The sequence below is a fragment of the Cupriavidus sp. HMR-1 genome (genome assembly GCF_000319775.1).
Classification (GTDB): Bacteria; Pseudomonadota; Gammaproteobacteria; order Burkholderiales; family Burkholderiaceae; genus Cupriavidus; species Cupriavidus metallidurans.
This window is the reverse complement of sequence record NZ_ANKP01000081.1, coordinates 1-23,068: the sequence shown is the minus strand read 5'-3', so window position 1 is coordinate 23,068 and position 23,068 is coordinate 1. Positions and strand designations below refer to the sequence as shown.

The window sequence follows — 23,068 nt, the reverse complement described above, 5'->3', positions numbered from 1 at the left end:
CCGCGGGCCAGTTTGCTGATACCACTACGGAGCCGCCCCTCGGGGCGGTTTTTCTACATTCTGAGGAGATGAAAGGATGCTGTTCGATCCTCGATCGTTTGTTTCAGAGCACGATGAACGGCAGCCCGGATGGACGTATTCACGACAGCATCCCATTGCCAGACGCCGACCTGCCCATGATTTTCTGACATTGCCTTCCGTCGATCGTGCGGTGCCATCCACGGCACGTCTCAGTTTTGGTGATGAGATCGACATGAAAGAGCTGGTACTCGCGCAATTTCGGGCGGGTGTCATTGATGCCGAGCATGTGTCGAACCCCCTTGGGGCCGGCGATGCCTTCTCGCAGGCATTCAAGGCGTGGCTCAAGCCTCGCTTGCCAGAGACCAAGGCACTCCACTTCAATTTCGCCTTGATCGATCGTGGTGCGGCTGAAGAAGAGATTTCCGGGACCGGACTCGATCAAGAACTTTCCGGCCCCTTGTATCTGGCGATCATGCTTGAGCACGAGAATATTCTGGAGATCGGCGTCGATCGAGCGGATTCGCTTCGTGCCCTCGATCCCTCGTTGCTTTACACGGCGATGAGACTTCTTGCACAAGCATCGGCGAAGTCGCTTCATATTCGCGCCCCAGAAGACTTCCTCGAAATGTTCTGTCGCTGGAACTGGGGGTATGAACTCCAGAGTGACGACGTTGCCGCGCGCCAGTGGTTCAAGGACGAGCGTGACATGGATGGTGAAGATATCCTGCATCTGCTGCCGTCGGTTGTCCGCCCTCAGCTCGCGCCCGACGACACGCTACCCGAGTGGCAGTGGTCCGATAAGTCCCACAAGTTGCGAGAGCTCGATCAAAAGGGTCTCCGCGCATTGGCTAGCGCCACGAACGATTGGCATAGCAGCTTCTGTTCTGCCCTGGCCGACCTGCAGCACGCGCTGGCCGGTATGGGAAAGCGGTCTCTGCTCAAGGACTCGCAGTGGGCAGAGCCTGCCTATGCGGCCACCAGTTTGGCCTTTCAGGACTGCGACTACATCGGCGAACTGCTGGACGATCACTTCCAGTGCAGCTTCAACAGTGGTGATGCCACGATGTTTCAGTGTTTTATCCCGTTCGCCAATAGAACGGCAGCCATCCGAAAGCAATACCACTTGCTGGAGGAAACACTACACCTTATCGCGCTGCTGGACCGGGTGCTTGATCATTTTAGTGAATAGGAGGGCCTATGGCCGGAATCCTGACCGCATCGCGGTCCTACGACGTGGCCCTTCAAGGGGCCATTTTGCTTTACGGGCCCAGACCGGGAGAGTTCACCTACTCGACGGCTCACCGTATCCACACCGTTGGCGAGAGCAATCGCCCAGTCATTGGACCCGGCACGCCGCTCAACCGGCAGGCACTGATCCACGCGGTACGCCAAGTCGCCGAGGCCTCGCTCCCCAAGGGCGAGTTCTTGACGCCCAACGTCCTGTCGATCAGCCCAACCGCAGTGACCTGGTGGTGCGAAGGTGCCAAGCGCCGCGTGTTCTTTGATTGCGAAGAGCTGGGAAAGCGCAGTGCAGTAGTGGAGCATCCTGGCCTTGTGTTTCAGGCCGCAGCTGACGGGTTCCGTGTATTCGCCTTGCAAGGTGAGGCGAGACCAGTCCCTGAAAGCGTTCTCCACGAGCCCCCCTACTTCAACACGTGGGATCTAGGCGAGATCTGCATCGGCAGTGCGACTGTGCCCAAACGGCTTGACGTGGCATCCATAACAGGATGGGAAGAGGGCTTCTTCAATTCGGCTTTCACCCACCCAAATCATGGCGGCAAACGCGTCGATTACGTCAACGGCTTCTTTGCCTTCTGGCGGGACATGCTTGATGGGAAGTTTTCCGACTTTCCGAAGCAAGTCCTCATCCCTATGAACATCACGCTGGCCGATCTGATCGCCGGCAAATTGGAGAAATAGCATGCATCCCGCTGACGCTGCCTTGCAGCAGTCCTTTCCTTCCGTGATGGTGCCTCGCTTCGGTGCGCTGACCCCCATGGCACGGCCAGGCGAACGCTTGCTCATCGCGGCCAATGGTGTCTTCCTCGAAATCGTGAGGCCGTGGCTTCGCGTTGTCCGTCGTCTCGGTGTCTTTCAGTACCGCACGGCTATCCCTTATGGCGAGACGGCGGAGGTCACCGAACTGCACTGCGGTCGTGTCCCCGCGAAGCTGATCGGCGAGTTTGCTGAAATGGCTCGCATCGCGCATCCCAAGGAGACGGGCGGGTGGGTGGTTTGGAATGCCGCAACTGCGGCGTTTCGGCTGGTGCCTGTACGGATCCTGGAGCATAGTGGCGGTCATTTGAAGTACGACCGTCCTGCGCTTGCGGAGGGCGAAGTCCTGGTGGTCGACTGCCATTCGCATGGCCGTTATCCGGCCGGGTTTTCGCACACGGACAATGCTGATGACCAGCACGACGTGAAGTTCGCGTTTGTGATGGGGAACTGCGACGCCGCTGTACCATCGCTTGCGCTGCGTCTTTGCGCCAAGGGCATCTTCGAGAACGTAGAGAGGGTTCCGAGCGAATGGTATGGCGCTGTGCGCGAGGAGGTGCTGACATGACCTTCGAACATCGCATTCCTGTACCGATGACCCAACGGGCATGGCGAGTCGTGGTAGTTGGTGCCGGCGGTACCGGCAGCGCATTGCTACCGAACCTCGCGCGGCTGCATCACGCAATGCTGGAGCTCGGGCACCCTGGAGGCATCGACTGCACGGTATACGACGACGACACTGTCAGCGAGACCAACGTCGGTCGTCAGGGCTTCTATCCAGTTGATGTGGGCCAACCCAAGGCTACGTTGATCGTGAATCGGCTGAACAATCTGATGGGGACGCGCTGGGAAGCTCGGACGCGGCGGATTGGGGGCAGTGACCGGTTCTCATGCGACATAGTGATTGGTTGCGTCGACACGCGGACTGCCCGAAAGGCGATCCTCGGTGCGATGGAGCGTGGAACCGGAGGCTACTATCTTGACTGCGGCAACGAAGCGGATAGTGGCCAAGTGATTCTCGGTCAGGTGCGCGGCAACGCGAAAGAACGGCTTCCCCATGTAGGAGACCTGTTTCCGGAGCTGCTGGACCCGAAAGGGGACAAGGCTGACACTGCACCGTCGTGCTCCATGGCTGAGGCGCTACAGAAGCAGTCGCTGGTGATCAATCCGGTGATTGCAGTACAAGCGTACAACCTGCTCTGGACGTTGTTTCGTACCGGGACGCTGCAGTACTGCGGCGCATTCGTAAATCTGGCGACAGGGCGCACAAGCCCGCTGCCGCTGGATCCGGTTGCATGGGAGCGCTTCGGCTATAAGCTGGGTGCGCCCAAGGCCCGTGCCAAACGCAAACCGCGACAATCCGTTTGAACAGCCACTCCCTCGGGAGTGGCTTTTTTATTTTGTGCAGTCGTTGCGGGACGGCAGGCCTGGCTGCTACCATTGCGCCACACCTCGCGCCATAGGCGCATCGATCCGTGGCAATAGGCCACACACTTCATTATCCCGTTGGGGCACTTGCCCTGGCGGAGTGCTCCATCCTCTTCGGAGCACTACATGAGCATTTTCACCTCTCAAGTCCCGGCCCAGTCGGCTTTTCGTCGCGTTTCTGTGACGGGTCCCTGGCTGCCAGATGGCGTTGTCGTATCCGCATACTGGAACGGGAAGCCGTGGCACACATTGACGTCTCCAATGTTTAGTCGCGCAGATTTGCGGCGGCTCTGTGAGCTGTTGCCGGATCTGGCCTTCGATGAATCGCGCAACGCGGTTCGGCATGTCGAAGGGCGCCGTACTGACTGGTTTGATGCCGAGCCCCACGTTGTCGACGGCAAGCTTGTGGATCTCTACGCCGTTGGCTTCGGTTGGGGCTGGAAGCTCGCGCGTCACGATACCGTGCCGGCGACCCACGGGCAGTCGTTGCACGTGATGGTCCGCCCGGCAGCGCTTGAATGGATGCAAGCCTTGGCAGACAAGGATCACGTAGCACTTTGTGCGTTTGCGTCCTTCCTGTTGTCCGGCTACATCGAGCAGCGTTTGGGATGCGGTCATCGGCTGGACCTGTCGCGGTTCGACGCCGTGCTCGCCATTGCAAGCCGCCAGCTTCCTTTGCCGGGAGCAGTTCGGATTGCAGTGCAGTCCAGCGAATGGATCGCAGTGATCGACGCGCTGACGCATCTTGCCGATAGCGCCGGATTCAATGCGCTGCCCCAGCAAGCTCGGCGCGAACGTGTCGTCGAGGCGATGCTGGACCAGCTGGCCCGCGAAGTCGGCGGCGCCTGAGTTGTAACCCTCTTCTTCTTCACCCATTGCGGGGCACGTCCCGCAGGGGAGTGCTCCGCCAACCTACAGGAGCACTTTGATGCCTCAAATCACTCTTTCCCGCACGCAAGCCGCGTCGCTCGTCGCTTTCTGCGACGCCGCTGGTTCGAACGAGTTCTTCATCGCGAAGGACCACGGTGCGTATGTCGGCTTCAGCACGGGCCCCACGCCCGAACAGCAGTGCCTCTTTTATTTCAAGGGATGCAATCCCGCGAAGGACGCCGACTTTTACGAGAACGCGCGACACAGCTTCGGCGGCGATGACTTCGGTGAGCGCTTGCCGCTGGTCGACTTGCGCAAAGCGCTAGAGAACCCTCGTACACAGAAAGTCCGAATCACCGTGAGCGCAACGTCAATCCGCCTGCTCTCTTTTGTCTGACTCCCAATTGCGAATTGGGTCGCCTGACGTTATGTGGCGGCCCGGTTCCTTCTTCTTTTCCAACCATGAACGCTAGAAAATTCCTTCTCACAAATCTGCGTCTCGCCGTCGGATTCTGCGGCGTTGCTTTCGTGTCGCGCGCCTTCCGGTACTTCGAATACAAGGGCTACTATGTGGCGGATTGGCTTGCCATTCCACGCGACCTCATGGCCTGCGGGGAGCATTTCCTTGCCGCCATCGGCTTTCCGGCCCTGCTGGTTGCAGTCAGTTGGTTTCTCTGGGGCGTAGTTCGCTCGCGTACGGTCGCCGTTAGGCCTCAGAGGATGAGTCGTATCGATGATTATGCAGCGGCGACCTTGATGTTCGCGCAAGTCTTCGTGTACATGGGCTACGCGGCGTATTGGGAATTCGCCATGCATGGGGCGGTCGGCCCGGTTACGGGCAAGCTGGCCAACCAGTTTGCCTTCGACGTCTATGGATTGGCACAGTACATCGCCATCATGACTGCCAAGCGCGCCTTTCCATTGACGCGCCAGCTTGGGCGCGAGGTTGCCGTTCCGGGCTTCCGGTTCTTCGGTGCTGATGCGGGAGGCCTGCGCGGTGCGACGGTCGCTGACCTCGCACGTTACCACGCTCGCTATCCGCGGCTCGGACTGTATATCACCATGCATGACGATGGAAGTGGAGAGACGCTTCCGCGCCTAGTATTCATTTGGGGTGGCGAAGAGATTTTCAACCCGCTATGCAGTTCCCCGCTGTGGCTCCATGCAGACCCCGCCGCAGAGTACGGTATCCCTCTCTTCGATGCCCTGGCAATCGCACGCATCAACCGTTGCTGATTCCCTTAACCGCTGTTAAGATTTGTGCACCTACCGCGTCTCAGACGCATCGACACTTCCGGTTGTATAGCCGGACAGCTTTTTTCTTCTCCCACCTACGGGCCTTCCTGCCCGTGGGCATGTTGGCCCTTTTTTCATTTGAGGCCATCATGTTCAAGCGCATCGTTTCGCTTTTCCTTTGCTCGGTCATCTTCACTGGCTGCGCTGTCCAGCAGACGTCTCCGAACGCCTATCGCAGTTCGGAAGCTCAGCGCACTGGTGCCGTCGAAGTCGTCACTGTCGTCCGGGTCCGCCAGGTCACGATCGTCGACAGCGATGGCTACACCTCGGCCAATAGCGGCGTCCCCGGTATCGTTGGGGCGGTCGTGGGTGGCCTGCTCGGTGCCCGTGTCATTGGCGGCGGCAATGGACGTTACATTGCCGGCGCGATGTCCGGCACTGTGTCCGCTGTTGCTGCGCAAACTGTGGCCAGCCACATGAACCGCCGCAACGGCCTGGAAGTCATCGTCCGCAAGGAGAATGGCAGCCAGATCGCCGTCACGCAGGATGCCGATCAGCAGTTTGTCACGGGGCAGCAGCTTTACCTCGTGGCCTCTGGTGGCGGCTATCGTCTGACGCGCTAATCGGGTTCCAGTCGGATCCCCAAATCTCTTCACCTACCCTGCGCGGGCCCCCACGCGGGGCCTTCTGCGCGATTCCTGGAGCAGGATATGTCCGTCGCTGTGGAAGCCGTTCCCCTCAGCATTGCCCCCATTGATACACAAGGCAAGACGATTGCCGATGTCGTTACCGAGATCTATGGCCAGCTGCGTGCAGCAGACCTCGAGCCTGAGTGGATCGACGCGGCAAACTTTGGCGAAGACGAGAACGAAGCCTTGTATGGGCCCAACCCCTTACGTCCCTGGCCGGAGCTTGGTAGCCGCGACCGGTTCGCCGTATCGATCCATCGCGGCCAGTCGGAGGGCTGGATTGTGTACGTTGACCGTATTGGCCGTGCCGGCGAGGCACATAGCATGGTGGCCACGGTGCAGAAGCTAATCACAGCAAAGACGCTTTCGCAGCGTCATGGCTGGCAACTCGTCCACGCAATCACGAAGATGATTGACGTAGCCTGATCTCAATTGACAAGCCCGAGAGGGCTTGCCAAAGCCAATAGGCTTCGGTAAGCCGCTTTCACCCGCGTCATCGACGCATCGACCCCTGTCCGGCACGTCCGGACTACCAACCCAGCTGGGACACTCGTCCCATGGGGAAGGGATGTCCCATCCTTATCGAAGACATCCATGAAACTTCCCAAATCCTTTACTCGTCGGCACCAACCGATCAATTCCGCCGCCTCCCAGACAATTCGTCGCGACGCTTGCCGTGTTCTCCGCCGTTTCGCCGGCGACATGGCGCTCAGCCCGCGCGAATACACCATCCGTGAGCATCGCCAGCGTCGTCGTGAAGTCGACGTGTTCGCGTTGCAAACCGACTCGTTGCTGATCGAGATCCAGCATCCTGCTGGCGCCGAAGGTGGCGTGCTCATGTCCTACCGGACATGCCGCGGCCGCAATGACCTCACCGGTGGCCGTGACAACGCGATCAGCGTTAATTCACTGGCCAGTAAGCAAGGCTACGCCAACCTGGTCGCTACGCTTCGCGTAGTGGCCGGGCGGCGCGGCTAAGGGGCCCCTGATGTCGCGTATTGCAAAGGTCGTTTTTCGGGCCACGAACGGTGTCGAAGTCTCCAGCTCTGTCCGTTACGAGGGCGCACAGAATTTGGTTGCCGTGCCGGCGCGCATCGCAACACTTGTCGAACAGGTTGGCGCTAGCGGGGACGAACATGTGCTTCTGCTTGTGGAGCGTGGCTTCGAATACCCGCTCGTTCGCGACGGTACGGGTACGTACCGCGTCGACCGTTCGCAAGGCACACGTTCTGGCTTTCTTGAGGAACTGAAGTCATCGCTCTTCGCACCGACGAAGGATCAACGCCTGCAGCTTGGCCGCTATTGCCACACGCTGTCGATTTCGGCGGTTGTTGGTGCTGTCGGTTACGGTGCGGGCCTGCCTGGCTGGACCGCTACAGCAGTTGTGAACTGCGCAAGCCTTTTGGCGTTCGGTGTTGTACTATTCGCCGTAGGCGCTGTCCTCTCTAAAGGAGAAAAGTGATGTTTGGACCATTTGTACTGTTGCTGGGCTTGCTGATCGCGGCATACATGCTGTGGGCTGACCGCAACGGCCGTCGCATCCACAAGGACTAGCCAATCCCTTCTCAGGAGCCGATTCGTCGGCTCACCGCTTGAACGCACCCCTCGGGGTGCGTTTTTTGTTTTTCACCCCACACGGGCGCCGTCCCGTCGGGACGTCTCCCCACCAAAGGAGTATCCCGATGAACCGTACCGTCTATGGCGCAGGCCTGGCCAGTCATCCCGCTGGCGTGCTCCTGTGCGCCAGCGTCTATTCCACCAATCTTCGCCCCGCGATCTCGCTGGTCTGCGCTGACGACGAAATGCCCTATGGCGTGCTGTCGGTGAACCTGCCGGACGCCAATCTTGCCGACGACGAGATTCTCGTTACGGGCGATTGGAACCTGCCCACCGATCTCAAGGCTGCATTGCTTGAGGCCGGCAAGTTTGTGCAGACCGGCCGGTGGAATCAGGTCGGCTTTGACCGCGGCGACGTGTGGCGCATTGTCGACGCCGAAATTCTTGCGGAGGTTGCGGCGGCGCGCGTCGTTGCCAGTCACGGCAAAGCCGGGCGGCGCACCGCGGCCTTGGCTTGACCCGTCGCTTCACCTTTAACCCTTGCGGGCCCATCCCGCAAGGCGGTGGGTCTATGGGAGATATCCATGCCCATCACCATCGACGGAACCGGTCTCGCCGGCTCCCCTGGCCTTCTGCGCGTCGCGGTGGAGCTGTACGCGGTGAACGACCGCGCTGTGCTGTCGCTGATCGAAGCGACGACCGGCGACCTTTACGAGACCTTCACCAGCAACGTCCCCAGCGAAACGCTTGCGGACAATGAGGTGGTTGTCGGCCTGTGGCGCCTGCCAATGTCCACAGTGGTGGCATTGCTCGATTCGGATTGCTTCGATCCGATTCGCACGCTTGCCGTAGGCAACGCCCGCGGTGCCGTCTGGCGCATCACTTCCCCGGATCTGTTGCAGGCGATTCACGACGCCAGAGCGGCAGAGCCTGCATAAGCCATCCCTTCCAACCCTCTCGGGGCATGTCCCCGAAGGGGCATGCTCCGTATCGGAGCCTCTCATGTACGTGATTCACATCGGCCAGCGCGCCGAGCATCGCACGACGCTCGCCGGCGTGCTGCAGTACCTGAACGACGATCGCGACGGCAAGGCCGTGCCGCGCGTCGAAGACATCGCAGTGCGCCACGTGGAACGCGGCGCGATCCGTGTCGAACGCCTTACCGGCGGCAATTTTGCCGTGCGGCCGGCCGGTACCCGTCGGGCGATCCTTTCGATGATCCTCGATGAGGTCGATCAGTTCATCGTTCGTGTGGGCGGCAAGATCCTGCGTCCGCACGAGATGAGCCGGGCCGCGTGGGGCGCCGTGGTGGCCGCCGGCCGCCTGGCGTACTTTCCTGCTGAAGCCATCGACATGTCCCAGAACGATGCGGGACCGCTGTTCCAGACAGTGGACCTCTTCGAGGAGCAGGGGCCTTTCGACATTGCCGACTTCGTTTGCGGCGAGTTCATCCGCCGGTTTGGCTATGGCACGAATGGCCCCCTGTACCACCCCGCTGCGAGTCCAAACTGCCGTCACGAAGTCCATGTGGCCTACGCGCTGATGCGTGGCGAGAAGGTACGCGACTGCATCATCAACACCTATCGCGACAATCCGCACCATGCGCGTTCTGAGTTCTGGATGCGCCCGTTGATCGAAGTGCCAGCGCTGCGTGGGGCCTTGTCGCCCAGCGTGCTGCAAGCGCTCTGCCAGACAATGCGTGGCGAGAAGCTGGAGATCACGACGCACAACGCCGGTAAATTGATCGCCGCGCTACGGGATGTGCCAAGCGACGGGCATGCTGTACATGTCGATGATGCGCTGTTTGCAGCCGGCATCCTGATGCCGCGCACCATGCCGACGCCCAAGCCTCTGGAGGGAGAGAACGCCCAGCCAGCAACGAAGCTGGCGGCGCGAATCCGCACCCTGGTTTGCCAGCGGCAATATCAGGCATCGGTGGATAGGGCCACAGAAGAGCGCGAAGCCTTCAGTATCAGCCAGCGCGAGTTTGACCGGCGGACACGGGCGGCTGCAATCGGACGTGACGCGTATGGGTACGAGTGGCCCAACCGGGTAGCTCTGGCCGTCATGGAGCGCAACGTCGCGGCTGTACTGCAGATCTTCGACGGCCCGAAAGACTGGAACACCGAATCCAAGCGCGCACTGCGCGAGGAATACGGTGTCGATGTCTTGCAATGCACGGCTGCGGAGCGGCGCCGACGGTTGTTCGAGCTGTGCGGATTCTCTGAAGCCGAGCAGGCGGAGTGGGAAGCCCAGGAAGCCATCGACAAGGCGCGCAAGCGTGCAGATAGCGCGGTGGCCGAAGCGAAGTCGCGCGCCGAGGGCACAACCTACCGAATCGAAACCGGTCAGGCCATGAACGGGCGCGAGTATGTCGACTTCTGCATTACTGCTGGCTTCTCGAAGCTCATTGACGAGCGACGGGGCAGCGCGAAGCGCTATTGGATTCATGATCCGGTGAAGCGCATCTCGCGGCCGTTGCGCGCCAAGGACGGTACGTTGGACTATGCACGTGCGCGCCTGGCGCAATACGCCCCTGAGGCGATTATTTAATCGTCACCCCCCCAGCCGTCCTGGCTGGGGAGTTTTTTTCAAAACAGCTATCCAAATGCCGAGCTTTCGACGGCTACATCGTAGCGCTTTCGCGATAGCCTTGGCGGTACTGATGGAGCTCTGTTTGCACTGAAAGCCATTCAGTCCAAACCGAGCTTTACCCGCGTCTTCGACGCATCGACCCCAAGCGCCGGCATGCCGGCCATCTCTTGAAACCGCCCACAGGGACCGCTCCCTGATGGGACGGCTCTGTGGGCATCACCACGATTCCGATGTACCTCACCTTGCTGTAGCCACGCGGCGCGTTGTCATTCATCGCCGCCGGCGGCTGATGGCGAGCGTCTCTCTGGCGACCGTGCTTCCAGCCGGCCGTCGTCTTTTCCCTGTTCCATCCACTTTATTCCATTTGCGAACGAAAGCGCTCGCTCTCGTTCGCGTCATTCCATTCCAAGGAGCAATACCATGTCCCATCTCGTTCAAACCATGGCTTACGTCGGCGCAACCCCTTGGCACGGCCTGGGCAACCGGCTGGCAGAGCATCAGCCGCTCGAAGTCTGGGCCGAAGCCGCAGGCATGAACTGGCGCATCGAGGAGACCGACGTGATGTTCCGCGTTGGCACGCATGACCTCGATCCGATCAAGTCGTTCCCTGAGCAGAAGGTGCTGTACCGTTCCGACAACGGCAAGCCGCTGTCGACGGTGTCGCAGCGGTATCAGGTCGTCCAACCGGCCGAAATTTTGGAGTTCTATCGCGACCTGGTTCAGGTGGGCGGCTACCAACTGGAAACGGCTGGCGTGCTGAAGGAAGGCCGCAAGCTCTGGGCGCTCGCGCGCACGGGACAGTCGGCCACGCTCAAGGGCGGTGACGAGGTCCGCGGCTACCTGCTGCTGGCCACGGCCTGCGACGGCACGTTGGCCACCACGGCGCAGTTCACCTCGGTACGTGTGGTGTGCAACAACACGCTGCAGATCGCGTTGGGCCGCAACCGTGGCGCCGTCAAGGTGCCGCACCGCAGCCAGTTCGATCCGCGTGCTGTGAAGGAAGAGCTTGGCATTGCCATTTCGTCCTGGGATGGCTTCATGGCCAACATGCACGAGTTGGCCGACCGGAAGGTCAGCCAGGCCGAGACTGAGCGATTCTTCCAGCGCCTCTTCACATACTCGACTGCCAAGCCTTCGGACAATCCCAAGATGAATGAGCGCGGCCTGAAGGCGGTGCTCAATCTTTTCGAGGGAAATGGCCGTGGTGCAACGCTGGAATCGGCCGCAGGCACCGCCTGGGGACTCGTGAACAGCGTGACCGAGTACGTTGACCATCAGCAGCGTGCACGCAATCCGGGTAACCGTCTGGATTCGGCGTGGTTCGGAGCCGGCGCAATTCTCAAGCAGCGCGCTTGGGATGCGGCACTGGAGCTGGTCGACTGACGCGTCTCAGGACGCCCCACCTGGAGCGTTCCTTCCATTAAGCACTCCTCAAGCGAACCGCTTCGGTGCCGTTGAACGGTACTGGAGTGGTCGTTTTGAGGTCTTAAAGCCCCGGCTGAGCTGGGGCTTTTTTCATTTTGGGAACTCCATTGTCTGTCATTCACACCACAGCGAACCTCAATGAACAGGATTGTTCCATTTGCCAAGATAATCGCCGCACGCGAGAACCTTGCGCTTGGGAATCGGTATGTTCGACGTGGTTGCTTACGACTTGGAGGGACCAGGGAGCATGCCTTGGAATCCCATCCGCTTCTTCATATCAAAGTCGACCGGCTGCCGAGGCACGGACTTGCAGTTCGTGTTGAAGAGTGGTTGTCAAATGTTCCACTTCAAGAACAATTCGATTCGTTCGACGACTGGCTCAGAGTTACCGTGACACCTGCAAATGCCGCCATCGGCGGCGTTTGCATCGAGCAGGACTCACTCCAATTCGAACTACGTCATGGAAAGCGTTACAGCATAGAGGACGACACCAGGGGTACGCGCAAATTCGATTGCATTATCGACAGCCGTGTACCGCTCATAGCTTTCCTTGACTCGGTCGGACATCCAGGACCTTGGATTACGGTCAAGAGGCTCTTTACGGTCGAAGAGATCGTCAGTGGAGCGGCCCCTTGAATCTCAGGACATCCGGCACCTCTTACAATAAGAGGTAGTCTTGTGACTAGTTTCAAGCCTAGGCAAATCGTGGAAAGCATCGAAATTCTTACCGAACCTGAGCGGCGGCGGCGCCGTTCAGTCCAAGAAAAGCTCGCCATCGTTCAGGAAACGATGGAGCCGGGTGCCACGGTTTCGGCGGTTGCCCGACGGCATGGGCTCAATCCCAATCAGGTGTTCGCATGGCGCAAGCAATACCAGGAAGGAAGCCTGGCCGCTGTGAGCGCTGGCGAAGCTGTGGTCCCGGCCTCGCAGTTGGCTGCAGCGATGAAGGAGATCAGGGAACTGCAGCGGCTACTCGGAAAGAAAACGCAGGAAGCCGAGATCCTGAAGGAAGCCGTGGAGTACGGGCGCTCAAAAAACTGGATTGCGCGCTCGCCCTTACTGCCCGGGGACGACCAATGAAGACGGTCTGCGATGTCCTTGGCGTGGCGCGCTCTGCGGTGGCAGCGAAACAGGCCCGTTCGTCGGAATGGCGGGATGGCCGCCGCGCCCGCCAATACGACGACACGGCGCTGGTGGCTGAAATCCATGAGCTGGTTGCGGGCCTGCCGACATACGGCTACCGAAGGGTCTGGGCTTTGCTACGGCGCAGTCATGAGCTGAGCGGGGCCTCGCCCGTGAACGCAAAGCGTGTTTATCGTGTGATGCACGACCACCAGTTGCTGCTTCGCCGGCCTGGGCGACGACTCGATACACGTCGCCATGACGGTCGGGTCGCTGTCGACCGTAGCAATACCCGCTGGTGTTCAGACGGCTTTGAATTCCGTTGCGACGATGGTTCGCCGCTACGCGTCACCTTTGCGCTCGATTGCCATGACCGAGAAGCCATTAGTTGGGCGGCGACCACCGGCGGGCACAGTGGGGATATTGTTCGAGATGTCATGCTGGCGGCCGTCGAGCAGCGCTTTGGCGCCGTGCAGACCGAGCAAACCATCGAATGGCTCTCGGACAACGGCTCGGCGTACATCGACCATCGTACGCGCAGCTTCGCGCGGGAACTGGGCCTGGAGCCACTGACCACGCCGGTGCGTTCTCCGCAGAGCAACGGTATGGCCGAATCCTTCGTCAAGACCATGAAGCGCGATTACATCGCGTTCATGAACAAGCCCGACGTGCCGACCGCGCTCTCTCAGCTAACGGTCGCGTTCGAGCAATACAATGACTGGCATCCGCATAAAGCGTTGAAGTATCGTTCGCCTCGGGAGTTCCGACGCGCCGCAACATCATCAACTTAACGGTGTTCGGGTGTCCTGAGTTACAGGGTCAACTCCAGTCAGCATGAGGGAATTTTAGCAAGATAAAAAGGGGTCGACGCATTCGTGTGTCGGCCCCTTTTTTTGGCTGTTACCTTAGCTGTTACCTTAGAAAGACGCTGTTTTTGTGTCGGCTTTTCGGAATTTTACGATGAGCACGCTCAGATTTTGGACTCAATGGTCTCGCCGTCTGCCGGTGTCGACGAAGCGATCGTAGCTTCGGTCGCATCCGTGCAAAGCGTCGACGAGACGCGGCTGATAGTGCCGTCGAGAGACGCGGAGACTCCTAAGCGTATCGTGCCAGCGTACATGATGCGGCCTTTTACCTTGCCGTTGATTTGTAGCGATGTCCTTGCTGCGACGTCGCCCTCAACAGTGCCGTCAATAACCACGTGCTCGCCCTGCACCATACCTCGGACTAGCCCCTCGGCTCCGACGTGTACGAGTCCCCGCGATGCGCGTAGGTCCCCATCAATGAGCCCGAAACAACTGATACCGTGATCTGCAACGATATCTCCGTGGATGCTGAGCCCTGGTCGGATGAGGCTGAAATTCGCTGGTTGGGTCATTGGCCGATAGTCTCAGAAAAGGGTGATCTCATTGCCTTGCTGCTTGGTCGGTGCTTTCACAGGCTGATGAGATGGCACAGCTTGCTGGTCGGGGTGGGGCGGGCTCGTGACCTGTGGCTTCTTCGCCGGAAGCTTTACCTCAGGCCGCTGCTCGGCAGGCTGCTCCTGCGGTGCCGTTGCTCGGACGCCCGTGGCCGGCGCCTGCGGCTCAAGCACGATCGGCGCAGAGGCTAAATCCGCCGGCTTTGCAGGCACAACTGCGGAAGCTGCCGGCCACTGGTGGTCCGACACTGTTACGTCAGTACGGTCCTGTGGCGCAGCCGCCTGCTCGCGAATTTCCATCGGTTTGCGCTTCTGTGAGGATCCCATCCAGCTCCCAATGCCGTAGGCAGTAGCCGCCAAGACGAGAAGAAGCCCGACCATCAGGGCTTTACGCTGAAACGCGGCGAAGTTCAGCCGAGTTTCGCTGGAGGTGTTCGGTTGATCGGGGGCGGGGAGGGCGTGAGCCCCAGGCGTCATGGAGATAGCGCCGGAAGGCTGAACGTCGATGGTAAGGGGCGGCTCAGCGTATTGACTATGTAGCTTCTGAAGTTCTTGAATGTCCATGATTCCTGCCTATTCGTTGATAACCTCACGCCCCATCCGACAGCTTGCCGTCTGGAGAAAATTTGTCGTTATCGGGGATGCAGAGCCGATGGATGGCTCGAATGTGCCGCGCCGCGCCAAGAATGGCGTCGTCCTTCTCTTTGTCGTTGATGGTTTGCGCAACGTAGGCGCCGAGGGCTCGGTGGACAAGGCGATCGTGCTGGTTCAGCAATCGGATAAGCCGTCCAGCAAGCGGATGGGTAACAACGATTTGCCGATCACTGAACTTCATACTGATGTACCGACGAGGCTTGTCCTCGATCCAATTCAACTTCTTGTCCATCCATTGCTGAGCTTCGCGGAAGGCTTCGTCCAGCGCGAGCGTTTTTGCCTTGCTAGAAACTGAGAACTTGGCTGCGCAAAAGTTGTAGTCGCTACGCAGGAAGTTCCGTACGAAGTCTGTGCAATAGGCGATTTCTGTGCCGCTATCCGTTTGAGGAACGATTTTTGAGACGCGCGTCTCGCTAAGCATTCGCCGGATAGGCTTCGGCCCCGAGTGCGAGGCTTGCGAAGGTAGTGGGTCGCCGGATGAAACGGTGGGTACCGGGCGCGGTTCACCATCTGGCAGGTGGTGGGAGGGTTCGGCCATGTTCCATGTGTAATAGGATCTCTCTCAGTAACAAATTGTGAGCGAGGATTGACCATGACCGCTCCGAGAAAGCTATACGAAATTCGCGAGCTTTCTGACTTTTATAAGAACGCCGCTGTGTCAGAATTCACTCACACCTCGCGTCTCTGACGCATCGACCTCGACTCCACGCGAGTCCATCTGTTGAATCAAGTCGTGCTTCTGTGCACGCGCCGACTGGTTGGCTACCAGTGTGGATACTTCTTGTGCTAAGTGTTTTCGCCGAACACTTCCCCTCATCAGCTCGTAATACGCGTTCTCGCTGTGCCTCTTCATGAGCGCACGCTGGGCACCGTTCGAGCCTGGGACCATGTGGAGCTCTCTCAAAGGCCCCTCCTAGGCAGAACGGCAGACGTCGAGCCGATCCGTGAACCTGCGGCCGAACCTGTGGGTTCGCGAAAAGGGTTGTTGTGCAGCGTGACCATGCTGCACGAGGGCGACTTTACGTCCTCAACATAGAGCAGCGCGCAAAAGTGCGCCGCTCCCTCGATGCCACGCCCCCGGAAGGGGCGTGGCGTTGCAGGTTCCTGACTCAAAAGCTCGCTGCCGGCGCAAACCGGGGCGAGCTTTTTTTGTTTCTGGTGAGAGACCTCGATTCCAGGAGCAACTCATGCACCACCAGAACGCCGAGATTTCCGCCGCGATCGCGGCAACGCTGAATCTGCGCCGTCCGCAGTACAAGGACATGCCGCAGGCGTGGCGTACCCTTTGTGAGGCGGCATATGTCGCCAGTCTTCCGGAATCCGCACAAGCGGACTTCCTCAATCGCGTAACGACCCAGCGCGGGGCCGACACAGCCCTGCGCCTTCGGGAGCATGCTGCGTCTATCCGGGCGCAGGTCGTTCAGTTCCTTCAGAAAAGGAGATCGAACGCATGCATGCACCCATCACATACAGCGAGCCCGGCGGACGCCGAAGCCTGCTAGAAGAGCGGCCCATGCGGCCGCCTGTCATTGGCAAGATCCGACCAGGTATCAAGGTCCTGACCAAGGCTGCGCGCGACAGGCCCGAAGCCGTGAGGATTCACGATGCCGGGCTGGCCCGGGGCGAGAGCTTCGAGCGTATTTCTGCCGACATCACCAGGGCGACTGGCATCAAGACGCCCATGGTTCCCAAGAACGTACCGTGGTTCACCTGCCGGGGCTCTGACTTCGCCAATCCGGCGCTGGCCGAAGACATCGTGCAGCGCTACGGCGAGGACCGCAATGATGGTCACGGACATCGTCTCTGGCGTTTCCCTGTGGTCTTCGCGTTCGACGATTGGCTAAGCAACATGCCTAACCAGCTCGTGGCCTGGACGAAAAGCGGCAGGGAGTACTTCTCGGAGTATGGGCCTGACGGCAGGCGCTATTGCAAGATGTACGCGACCCCCGCTCGTGATGCTCGGGCCAACCGAGCGAAGCGCATGTGGGGCGGCCGCACCATCATCCTGCGACAGGACGACCACATCCAGGACGGCATCTGCGATCCTCAGGAATGTCCTCAATATCAGGGTGGGAATTGCAACCTCTCGGCCAGTTTCTACTTTGCGGTACCGTCGGCCATTGGCCTCGGTCTCATCGAAATGCCAACGACCTCCATTTACGTTCTGCAAAAGGCCCACGCGGCCATGCAGACGGTAGCGCTGGCACGTGGCAGGCTGGTCGGCGTCAAGTTCTGGATGTCTAAGCAAGAAATCGAGATCAGCCGAATAGATGCCGAGAGCGGGAAGCCGGTGCGCCAGATGCAATGGCTCATCACTCTGGATGCCGAAATCGATATCGCTGCGCTGCTCGATGGTTCGGACCGTCGCCCGCCGGCATTGGAGATGGCAGAACAGGCTGTCTCCATGCTGGAAGGCGAAAGGGAGATCTCGCCACCAGAGCACGGCCAGTCCGATGACTCTACGCTTGAAGCTGAGCAGCCCGGACTATCGGCAACCGGCGTTGGTCAGGCCGATACCTCCGCACCTGCATCCAACACGGACGCGGGTGGCCAGGACCTGGAAAGCGAATACCTGGATCTTGTGAAGCGCCTTGGGCTCAACAGCGAGGATGGCACTCGCCAGCTGAAGGCCTTCGCAACGGCGACCTTCGGGCGCGGTTGGTCCAAGCGCGATCAGGATGTGCGACGGTTCTTGGATGAACTGCGCACTGCCTTGGGTAACCCGATGGCTTTCCGCGAGCAGGTGGCGGCCATCGCTTCCGACGTCGCGACGTAACATCGCCAGCCTTTGTGCCGGCAGTTGAGGGAAGCCTACGGGCTTCCCTTTTTCTTTCTTGCCGCATGCCGGCACATTCCCTTGGAGGTCCCATGATGCTCAACGATGGCGCAAGCCTGCTTGCAGCGCATTTCTCTGATTTGCACTATTCACCTGGCCATTTGGCCGAAGCGGATCGATGTTTTGGTTTTGCGGTGGAGGACGCGATCGCAAGTCGCTGCCATGTTGCCGTGGTGTCGGGTGACTCGACGGACCACCGGCTCGATGCCCACACGCCCGCGCTCTCCGCGCTGGCGCGGCGGATCCATCAGTTGTCGGCCCGCATGCCGGTGTTGATGTTGCAGGGAACATTCAGTCATGAGCCGCCCGGCACATTGGATCTGTTTCGACTGATCGGAGCAAGCTGCCCCGTGTACGTCGCGGATCGGATTCACCAGGTCGCGCTCATTGGCGAGGCGTTCTTTCCGAGCAATGGCGCGATTTTCAGCCAGCCGGAAATGGACGCTCTGCTGACGCAGCACGGCCTGCCGGACGTCGTATTTACCTGCGTGCCCACGGTCAACAAGGCCGTGTTGGCGGCTGCGGCCGGCGTGGCAAGCGCGGCGACGGCAATTGGTGATCACCTGGCTAACTATCTGGCAGCTGCGGGCGCTGTGAATCGTCAATGGCGGTCACAGGGCATTCGTACGATCGGTGTTTCGCACGGTACCGTCAACGGTTGCCAGACGGAGCACGGCGTGCCGATGGCTGGACTCGACCACGAGTTCACCATTGGTGCACTGTTCGACGCCGACTGCGATGCGTTCATGCTCGGCCACATTCATCGTGCCCAGCAGTGGGAACGTGAGGGCAGGGTGGTTGCCTATCCGGGCTCAATCGGACGGTTCCACTATGGCGAGATCGGGGCGAAAGGTTATCTGCAGTGGCAGGTTTCACCGGGGCAGGCGGTAGCTACCCAAGTGAAGACGCCGGCAAGCGAGACCGTATGCATCGACTTCGACGGGCCGCCTGACATGGCAAAGCTCGCGGAGATGGCCACCGACGCTGCGCACAAGTACGTGCGCGTGCGCTGGACGGTCAACGAGGAGCATCGTCAACTAGTGGATCGCGAGGCCATCCAGGCGCTGTTTGGTGCCAGTGCGGAGGTCAAGCTTGAAGCACGCGTGCTGCCGGCTGTCCGCAGTCGCGCCGAAGGCATCAGCCGGGCGGCAACCTTGCCCGAGAAGCTTGGGCGCTGGTGCGAATTGACCGGCGTAGACGCGAATCCGTTGCTGGACAGTCTGTCGATGCTCGAAAACCTCGATGCACAGGCGATTGCCGATCAAGTGCTCGCAGGCCTTGCTGAAAAGCCCATCCTTGTTACGCAGGAGGTGCGCGCTGTAGAAGCTGCGGCGCTCCCGTTCATTGCCAAACTGGGGGAGTTGGAGCTGGATGAAACTGTTTCCGTACCCGAGTCGATACCTGCCGTGCCGGCAACGGAACCGGCAGCACCCATCGCGACGGCCCCGGCGCCAATGAACTGGATGACCGACGATCTTTTTGCGTAGCGATACGCCAATCCTTAGAACGTGCAGAGCCATGTTCCGACAGCCCTTGAGGCTGTCGAAAACTGGTTTTACCCGCGTCCCTGACGCATCGACCCCGCAGTATCCATTTATTTTCTATTTACCCAGACGGGTGCTTCCCGTCCGGGGCGCACTCCGTCCTACGCCTGGAGTGCCACATGATTCTCTACCACGCTGGTCCCGACTGGCTCTTTGTTGAAGAGACCTTTATCAACCGCTCGGACATGGCCAAACGCCTTTGCGAGCAACATGGCTTTACGCAGTGCATGATGTATGAACCGTTCGGCCCCGGCCGCGGCGCTGTGATCGCCAAGCGCGACCACATGCTGGTGATGGCGTTGGGTGAGGCGGGTGGCAACACCTTCTTCGCCGTGGCGCCGTCCAAGGAACTGCAGGACTTGATCTGGTCGTTCTCCAACGGCCTGGCGTCTCAATGGAGCGAACTGGAATTGCGAGCCCTCACCGGCCAGCAGGACTGGGACGCTGTGATGAAGCTGGCGAGCCAGCAGTTTTCCGCTGCACGCCGCTCGGTCGAACGGGCGATTGCCGGCAAGGCAGAGCACGACGCACCTTCGCTGCCTGATGTTCCGCAATGGGACGAAAGCGTCATGGAAGTGCCGTCCGACTATCTCCATTCCTTCAACGGCTCGGAGGTGTCCGAATGCGCCCACTGAAGCTGACGCTGTCCGGATTCCATGGAATCCGCGACGGCATGCATAGGGATAGCGTCACCGTCGACCTGTCGGCGATGCCAGGCGGTCTGATCGCCCTTGTCGGTCCCAACGGGGCGGGCAAGACAACGATCATGGACAACCTGCATCCGTTTCCGATCATGCCGAGCCACGCGAGCAAGATGTCGGCCGACGCTTTCTCGTACTGGGACCATCTCTGCGCCCCGCGCGCGGAGAAGGATCTGGAATGGGAGCACGGCGGCAGGACATACCGCTCAGCGTTCGCGTTCCGTAACCCTGGTAAGAGCCGCAAGGCCGAGTACTACTTGTTTGAGAAGGGCGCCGACGGTGACTGGAAGCCGGTACAACTGGCTGACGGCACGCTGTCGGACGGCAAGGCGGAGACCTACAACCGCTGCCTCGAAGCCGTCTTGGGGTCTCCCGAGGCGTTTTTCACCAGCGTGTTTTCTGCCCAGAACCGGCGGCCGCTCGCAAGCTATCAGCCTGGTGAGATCAAGAGGCTGCTCGCCGAGCTGCTCGGGATCGATCACTTGCGAGATCTCTCTGCGAAAGCTGGCGAGGTCGCCAAGCTGCTCACCCGCTCGCTGGACACCCTGCAGCGCGATGTGCTGACCCTCACGGGGAAGCGCGATCGCGCGGCGGTGGTGGCCCAGGAGATCTCGCAACTTGGCGAAAGCCTTGACGCTCAACGGGAGGCTCGCGACGTGGAAACGGCTAAGGGCGCGAAGCTGCTGCAGGAGCGCGCGACGCTTGCTGCAAAGCAGGCTGCCAATGCCGGTACCGAAGCGCGGTTGCGGGAACTGAGCCAGCGCAAGGGTGAGTTGACCCAGCGTGCCGCATCGTTGACCAGCGATGAACAGACCGCTGGCGGACGTGCTGCGGCGCGACGGCGTGATCTGGATCGGCAAGCGGCAAGCCATCGTGCAGTGTTGGCGGAGGCCTCAACCATTGAGGCGGCTGCCGGCGAAAGGGATGCCGCGCAACTGGCCATTGGCCAGAGGCAGGCAGAACTTGCCAGTCAGCGCATAGTCGTGGAGAGGCTCGATGCCCTGCAGGTCCAGCACGCGGCGCTCAGTTCCGAGCTCACGGGCCTGGAGCAGCAAGGTGTTGCCGGCGCGAAGCTTGTTGAGTCGTTGAAACTGCAAGCTGACGTCATCGAGACCGTTCCATGTCGCGATGATCCCATGCACACGACCTGTCCGTTGCTGGCTCAAGCTCGCAATGCCAAGGCAAATCTTGGAGAGCAGGTTGTATCGGTCAAAGCACTGCGTGAAAGCTATCGCAAGAAGCTGGATCAGGTGCAATTGATGCAAACCGGGGTTGCGGAGCGTGCCACGGCGCGCGCTGCACTTGCTGCACTGCAGGCTCAGCTTGATCGCGATCAGCAACTGCTGCAGCGATTCACGGCGTTGGCCGCCAAGAAGCCCTTGCTGGACGCTGCGCGCGAAGGACTGGCGCAGGCCGAACGCGATCTGGCTGCGTTGAGCGAGGAGGATGCATCACGCATTGAGCGCCACAAGCGCGATATCGCGGACGTGCAATCCCAACTCGAAGCGGTGCATCGGGAACTGGCGACGCTGGCCACGGAGGACGTGACCGGCATGCTGGCCCAGATGGATCGCCAGATTGCACTCAGCCGGGAGGCTGTCACTGCGACTGCCGGCCGGATCGAAGCGTTGATTCGGCAGGAGAGCATGTTGGTGGCCGAGCGTGAGCGTCTGGATGCTGAGCTTGCCGGCATGCCGGTGATTGAGGCCAAGGCACAAGCGCTGTCCGACCAGATTGCGCAATGGAAGCTGCTTGCGAAAGGCCTGGGCAACGATGGCGTCATCGCGTTGTCCATCGATGACGCGGGCCCGGCCATCACGCAGATCGTCAATGACTTGCTGCTGGCCTGCTATGGACCGCGATTCACCATCGCGATTCAGACGCAGACAGCGCTGGCCAGCGGCGAGATGCGCGAGGGCTTTTCCATCAACGTGATCGATGCCGATAACGACACCACGAAGGAGTTCGGTGTGATGTCGGGTGGGCAAAAGGTCTGGATCAATGAGTGCCTGACGCGCGGAATCGCCCTCTATCGGGCGCAGTATGCGCAGCAGCCTTTCCAGACGCTGTTCACCGATGAGGCGGACGGTCCGTTGGATCCGGAGCGCAAGCGCGCCTTCATGAAGATGAAGCGCGAGGTGCTGCGGGTCGGCGGTTATCAGAGGGAGTACTTCATCTCGCAGACCCCTGACCTGGTCGACGACGCCGACGGCGTCATCGATGTCGTTGCGCTGGCGTTGCAGTAGCGCCCGGCGCCATTCACTAACCATATGCCCGTTTCCCGAAAGGGAGCGGGCATTTTTCTTGGATCTAGATATATGCCCTTAACAGTTGTCCTACAAGTCTGCGATGCAGCAGTCCCGCGCGGAACTTCGGCCGACCGTGCTGCGCGCGTCCTTCGGCTGCTTGCAGATGAAGTTGTTAGCCAGATTCCTCAGTTGGAAGACGGCACCAGCGTTCGCGTATCGAAGCAGAACGGGTTGGTCCTTGGCGTCGCAACCTACACCGTTGACTGATGTCCTGAGGATTGTCTACCTCTGACGGAGGGATAAGGTCCTCGCAGATTCTTCCGATAGTTGAGGCACGTGTTGCCTCCCAACTCCTACTCTTCCGTATGCCAAAGGTATTCGTCACGGCCGAAGAGGCCGAAAAGCTCTTGCCGCGTCGGCGGCGAATTCACACCTTCATTCGCATCTTCGGATGGCAGGGCGACAACGTTGAACGTGATGCGCTGCTCGAGGTCTTCAAGGCTGCGAAAAGCGTCGAGGTTTCGCAGGACGCTGCGTGCTTCGATCATTACCTCGCGGTAAAGATCGACGGCATGGTGACCTACATCGAAACCAATCTCAAGGCCCTGGCCAAGTTTGGCCTGTTGCCGCCGCACCGCAAGGTGGCTTGAACTACCGCCGGACCAATTGTCCGTCTTCTGCATTCCAATGCCCGCTGATCCCCTTAACAGGCTGCTGAAATACCGG

General features: G+C 60.1%; 26 protein-coding genes. 22 read left to right on the top strand and 4 right to left on the bottom strand.

The window, feature by feature from the left end; all coding sequences use genetic code 11:
* The first annotated feature begins 76 nt into the window (after positions 1 to 76).
* The 17 genes from D769_RS12135 to D769_RS12050 all read left to right on the top strand — a co-directional run bounded on the left by D769_RS12135 (position 77) and on the right by D769_RS12050 (position 13,729).
* On the top strand, positions 77 to 1,210 hold the full coding sequence (locus D769_RS12135; RefSeq protein ID WP_081596788.1) for a PRTRC system protein F: 1,134 nt from the start codon (positions 77 to 79) through the stop codon (positions 1,208 to 1,210).
* 8 nt (positions 1,211 to 1,218) lie between these two features.
* Complete coding sequence (locus tag D769_RS12130) at positions 1,219 to 1,941, top strand: PRTRC system protein B (protein ID WP_008645393.1); 723 nt, start codon at positions 1,219 to 1,221, stop codon at positions 1,939 to 1,941.
* A 1-nt stretch (position 1,942) separates the two neighbouring features.
* Positions 1,943 to 2,584 (top strand): PRTRC system protein A, encoded by a 642-nt coding sequence (locus D769_RS12125; RefSeq protein ID WP_008645391.1) that lies wholly within the window; start codon positions 1,943 to 1,945, stop codon positions 2,582 to 2,584.
* Positions 2,581 to 3,384: a PRTRC system ThiF family protein gene (locus D769_RS12120; RefSeq protein ID WP_008645390.1), complete on the top strand. Its 804-nt coding sequence runs from the start codon at positions 2,581 to 2,583 to the stop codon at positions 3,382 to 3,384. Before D769_RS12125 ends, D769_RS12120 begins: the two co-directional genes overlap by 4 nt.
* Before the next feature lie 186 nt (positions 3,385 to 3,570).
* On the top strand, positions 3,571 to 4,293 hold the full coding sequence (locus tag D769_RS12115) for a hypothetical protein (protein WP_152414978.1): 723 nt from the start codon (positions 3,571 to 3,573) through the stop codon (positions 4,291 to 4,293).
* A gap of 79 nt (positions 4,294 to 4,372) precedes the next feature.
* Positions 4,373 to 4,711 (top strand): DUF3085 domain-containing protein, encoded by a 339-nt coding sequence (locus tag D769_RS30655; protein WP_008645388.1) that lies wholly within the window; start codon positions 4,373 to 4,375, stop codon positions 4,709 to 4,711.
* A gap of 65 nt (positions 4,712 to 4,776) precedes the next feature.
* On the top strand, positions 4,777 to 5,550 hold the full coding sequence (locus D769_RS12105; protein WP_040011001.1) for a hypothetical protein: 774 nt from the start codon (positions 4,777 to 4,779) through the stop codon (positions 5,548 to 5,550).
* A 149-nt stretch (positions 5,551 to 5,699) separates the two neighbouring features.
* Entirely contained in the window at positions 5,700 to 6,173 is a 474-nt protein-coding gene (locus D769_RS12100) for a glycine zipper 2TM domain-containing protein (protein WP_040011000.1), read from the top strand.
* Positions 6,174 to 6,260: 87 nt separating this feature from the next.
* Positions 6,261 to 6,665 (top strand): hypothetical protein, encoded by a 405-nt coding sequence (locus D769_RS12095; RefSeq protein ID WP_008645385.1) that lies wholly within the window; start codon positions 6,261 to 6,263, stop codon positions 6,663 to 6,665.
* A 168-nt stretch (positions 6,666 to 6,833) separates the two neighbouring features.
* Complete coding sequence (locus tag D769_RS12090; RefSeq protein WP_040010999.1) at positions 6,834 to 7,217, top strand: hypothetical protein; 384 nt, start codon at positions 6,834 to 6,836, stop codon at positions 7,215 to 7,217.
* A 10-nt stretch (positions 7,218 to 7,227) separates the two neighbouring features.
* Positions 7,228 to 7,701: a hypothetical protein gene (locus D769_RS12085; protein WP_008645381.1), complete on the top strand. Its 474-nt coding sequence runs from the start codon at positions 7,228 to 7,230 to the stop codon at positions 7,699 to 7,701.
* A 220-nt stretch (positions 7,702 to 7,921) separates the two neighbouring features.
* Positions 7,922 to 8,314: a hypothetical protein gene (locus D769_RS12080; RefSeq protein WP_008645380.1), complete on the top strand. Its 393-nt coding sequence runs from the start codon at positions 7,922 to 7,924 to the stop codon at positions 8,312 to 8,314.
* A gap of 66 nt (positions 8,315 to 8,380) precedes the next feature.
* A complete protein-coding gene (locus D769_RS12075) occupies positions 8,381 to 8,734 on the top strand; it encodes a hypothetical protein (protein ID WP_008645379.1) in 354 nt (117 codons plus the stop codon).
* Between the two features lie 64 nt (positions 8,735 to 8,798).
* On the top strand, positions 8,799 to 10,349 hold the full coding sequence (locus D769_RS12070) for a hypothetical protein (RefSeq protein WP_008645378.1): 1,551 nt from the start codon (positions 8,799 to 8,801) through the stop codon (positions 10,347 to 10,349).
* A gap of 462 nt (positions 10,350 to 10,811) precedes the next feature.
* Positions 10,812 to 11,774, top strand: a complete 963-nt coding sequence (locus tag D769_RS12065) for a DUF932 domain-containing protein (protein WP_008645377.1) — start codon at positions 10,812 to 10,814, stop codon at positions 11,772 to 11,774.
* A 294-nt stretch (positions 11,775 to 12,068) separates the two neighbouring features.
* Positions 12,069 to 12,452, top strand: coding sequence for a hypothetical protein (locus D769_RS32310; RefSeq protein ID WP_193750041.1), 384 nt, complete (start codon positions 12,069 to 12,071; stop codon positions 12,450 to 12,452).
* 78 nt (positions 12,453 to 12,530) lie between these two features.
* Positions 12,531 to 13,729, top strand: a protein-coding gene (locus tag D769_RS12050) for an IS3-like element IS1087B family transposase (protein ID WP_085959070.1) whose coding sequence is annotated in 2 segments (ribosomal slippage) — positions 12,531 to 12,846 and positions 12,846 to 13,729 — 1,200 coding nt in all. Because the reading frame shifts where the segments join, the coding sequence is not laid out codon by codon here.
* Positions 13,730 to 13,908: 179 nt separating this feature from the next.
* On the opposite strand, the gene D769_RS12045 is transcribed toward D769_RS12050, so the two are convergent.
* Genes D769_RS12045 through D769_RS12035 form a run of 3 tightly spaced genes read right to left on the bottom strand, consistent with a single transcriptional unit; the run spans position 13,909 to position 15,550 of the window.
* Positions 13,909 to 14,316 carry a polymer-forming cytoskeletal protein gene (locus D769_RS12045; protein WP_052018081.1) on the bottom strand — a complete coding sequence of 136 codons (408 nt, stop codon included), beginning with the start codon at positions 14,314 to 14,316 and terminating at the stop codon, positions 13,909 to 13,911.
* A 12-nt stretch (positions 14,317 to 14,328) separates the two neighbouring features.
* The gene (locus D769_RS12040; RefSeq protein WP_008645370.1) at positions 14,329 to 14,922 is read right to left on the bottom strand and encodes a hypothetical protein; all 594 of its coding nucleotides are present in this window, start codon (positions 14,920 to 14,922) and stop codon (positions 14,329 to 14,331) included.
* A 25-nt stretch (positions 14,923 to 14,947) separates the two neighbouring features.
* The gene (locus D769_RS12035) at positions 14,948 to 15,550 is read right to left on the bottom strand and encodes a hypothetical protein (RefSeq protein WP_152414976.1); all 603 of its coding nucleotides are present in this window, start codon (positions 15,548 to 15,550) and stop codon (positions 14,948 to 14,950) included.
* 649 nt (positions 15,551 to 16,199) lie between these two features.
* Here D769_RS12035 and D769_RS12025 point away from each other — a divergent pair.
* The 5 genes from D769_RS12025 to D769_RS12005 all read left to right on the top strand — a co-directional run bounded on the left by D769_RS12025 (position 16,200) and on the right by D769_RS12005 (position 22,339).
* Positions 16,200 to 16,514 (top strand): hypothetical protein, encoded by a 315-nt coding sequence (locus D769_RS12025; protein WP_008645367.1) that lies wholly within the window; start codon positions 16,200 to 16,202, stop codon positions 16,512 to 16,514.
* Positions 16,463 to 17,788, top strand: a complete 1,326-nt coding sequence (locus tag D769_RS12020) for a hypothetical protein (protein ID WP_040010998.1) — start codon at positions 16,463 to 16,465, stop codon at positions 17,786 to 17,788. Before D769_RS12025 ends, D769_RS12020 begins: the two co-directional genes overlap by 52 nt.
* 95 nt (positions 17,789 to 17,883) lie before the next feature.
* Positions 17,884 to 19,335, top strand: a complete 1,452-nt coding sequence (locus D769_RS12015) for a metallophosphatase family protein (protein ID WP_193750042.1) — start codon at positions 17,884 to 17,886, stop codon at positions 19,333 to 19,335.
* Positions 19,336 to 19,511: 176 nt separating this feature from the next.
* Complete coding sequence (locus D769_RS12010) at positions 19,512 to 20,027, top strand: hypothetical protein (RefSeq protein ID WP_008645364.1); 516 nt, start codon at positions 19,512 to 19,514, stop codon at positions 20,025 to 20,027.
* Positions 20,015 to 22,339 carry an AAA family ATPase gene (locus tag D769_RS12005; RefSeq protein WP_008645363.1) on the top strand — a complete coding sequence of 775 codons (2,325 nt, stop codon included), beginning with the start codon at positions 20,015 to 20,017 and terminating at the stop codon, positions 22,337 to 22,339. Before D769_RS12010 ends, D769_RS12005 begins: the two co-directional genes overlap by 13 nt.
* Positions 22,340 to 22,695: 356 nt before the next feature.
* Here D769_RS12005 and D769_RS32305 read toward each other — a convergent pair.
* Positions 22,696 to 23,068, bottom strand: a 373-nt coding sequence (locus D769_RS32305; protein ID WP_206536996.1) for a hypothetical protein, incomplete at its 5' end; no start/stop codon positions are given.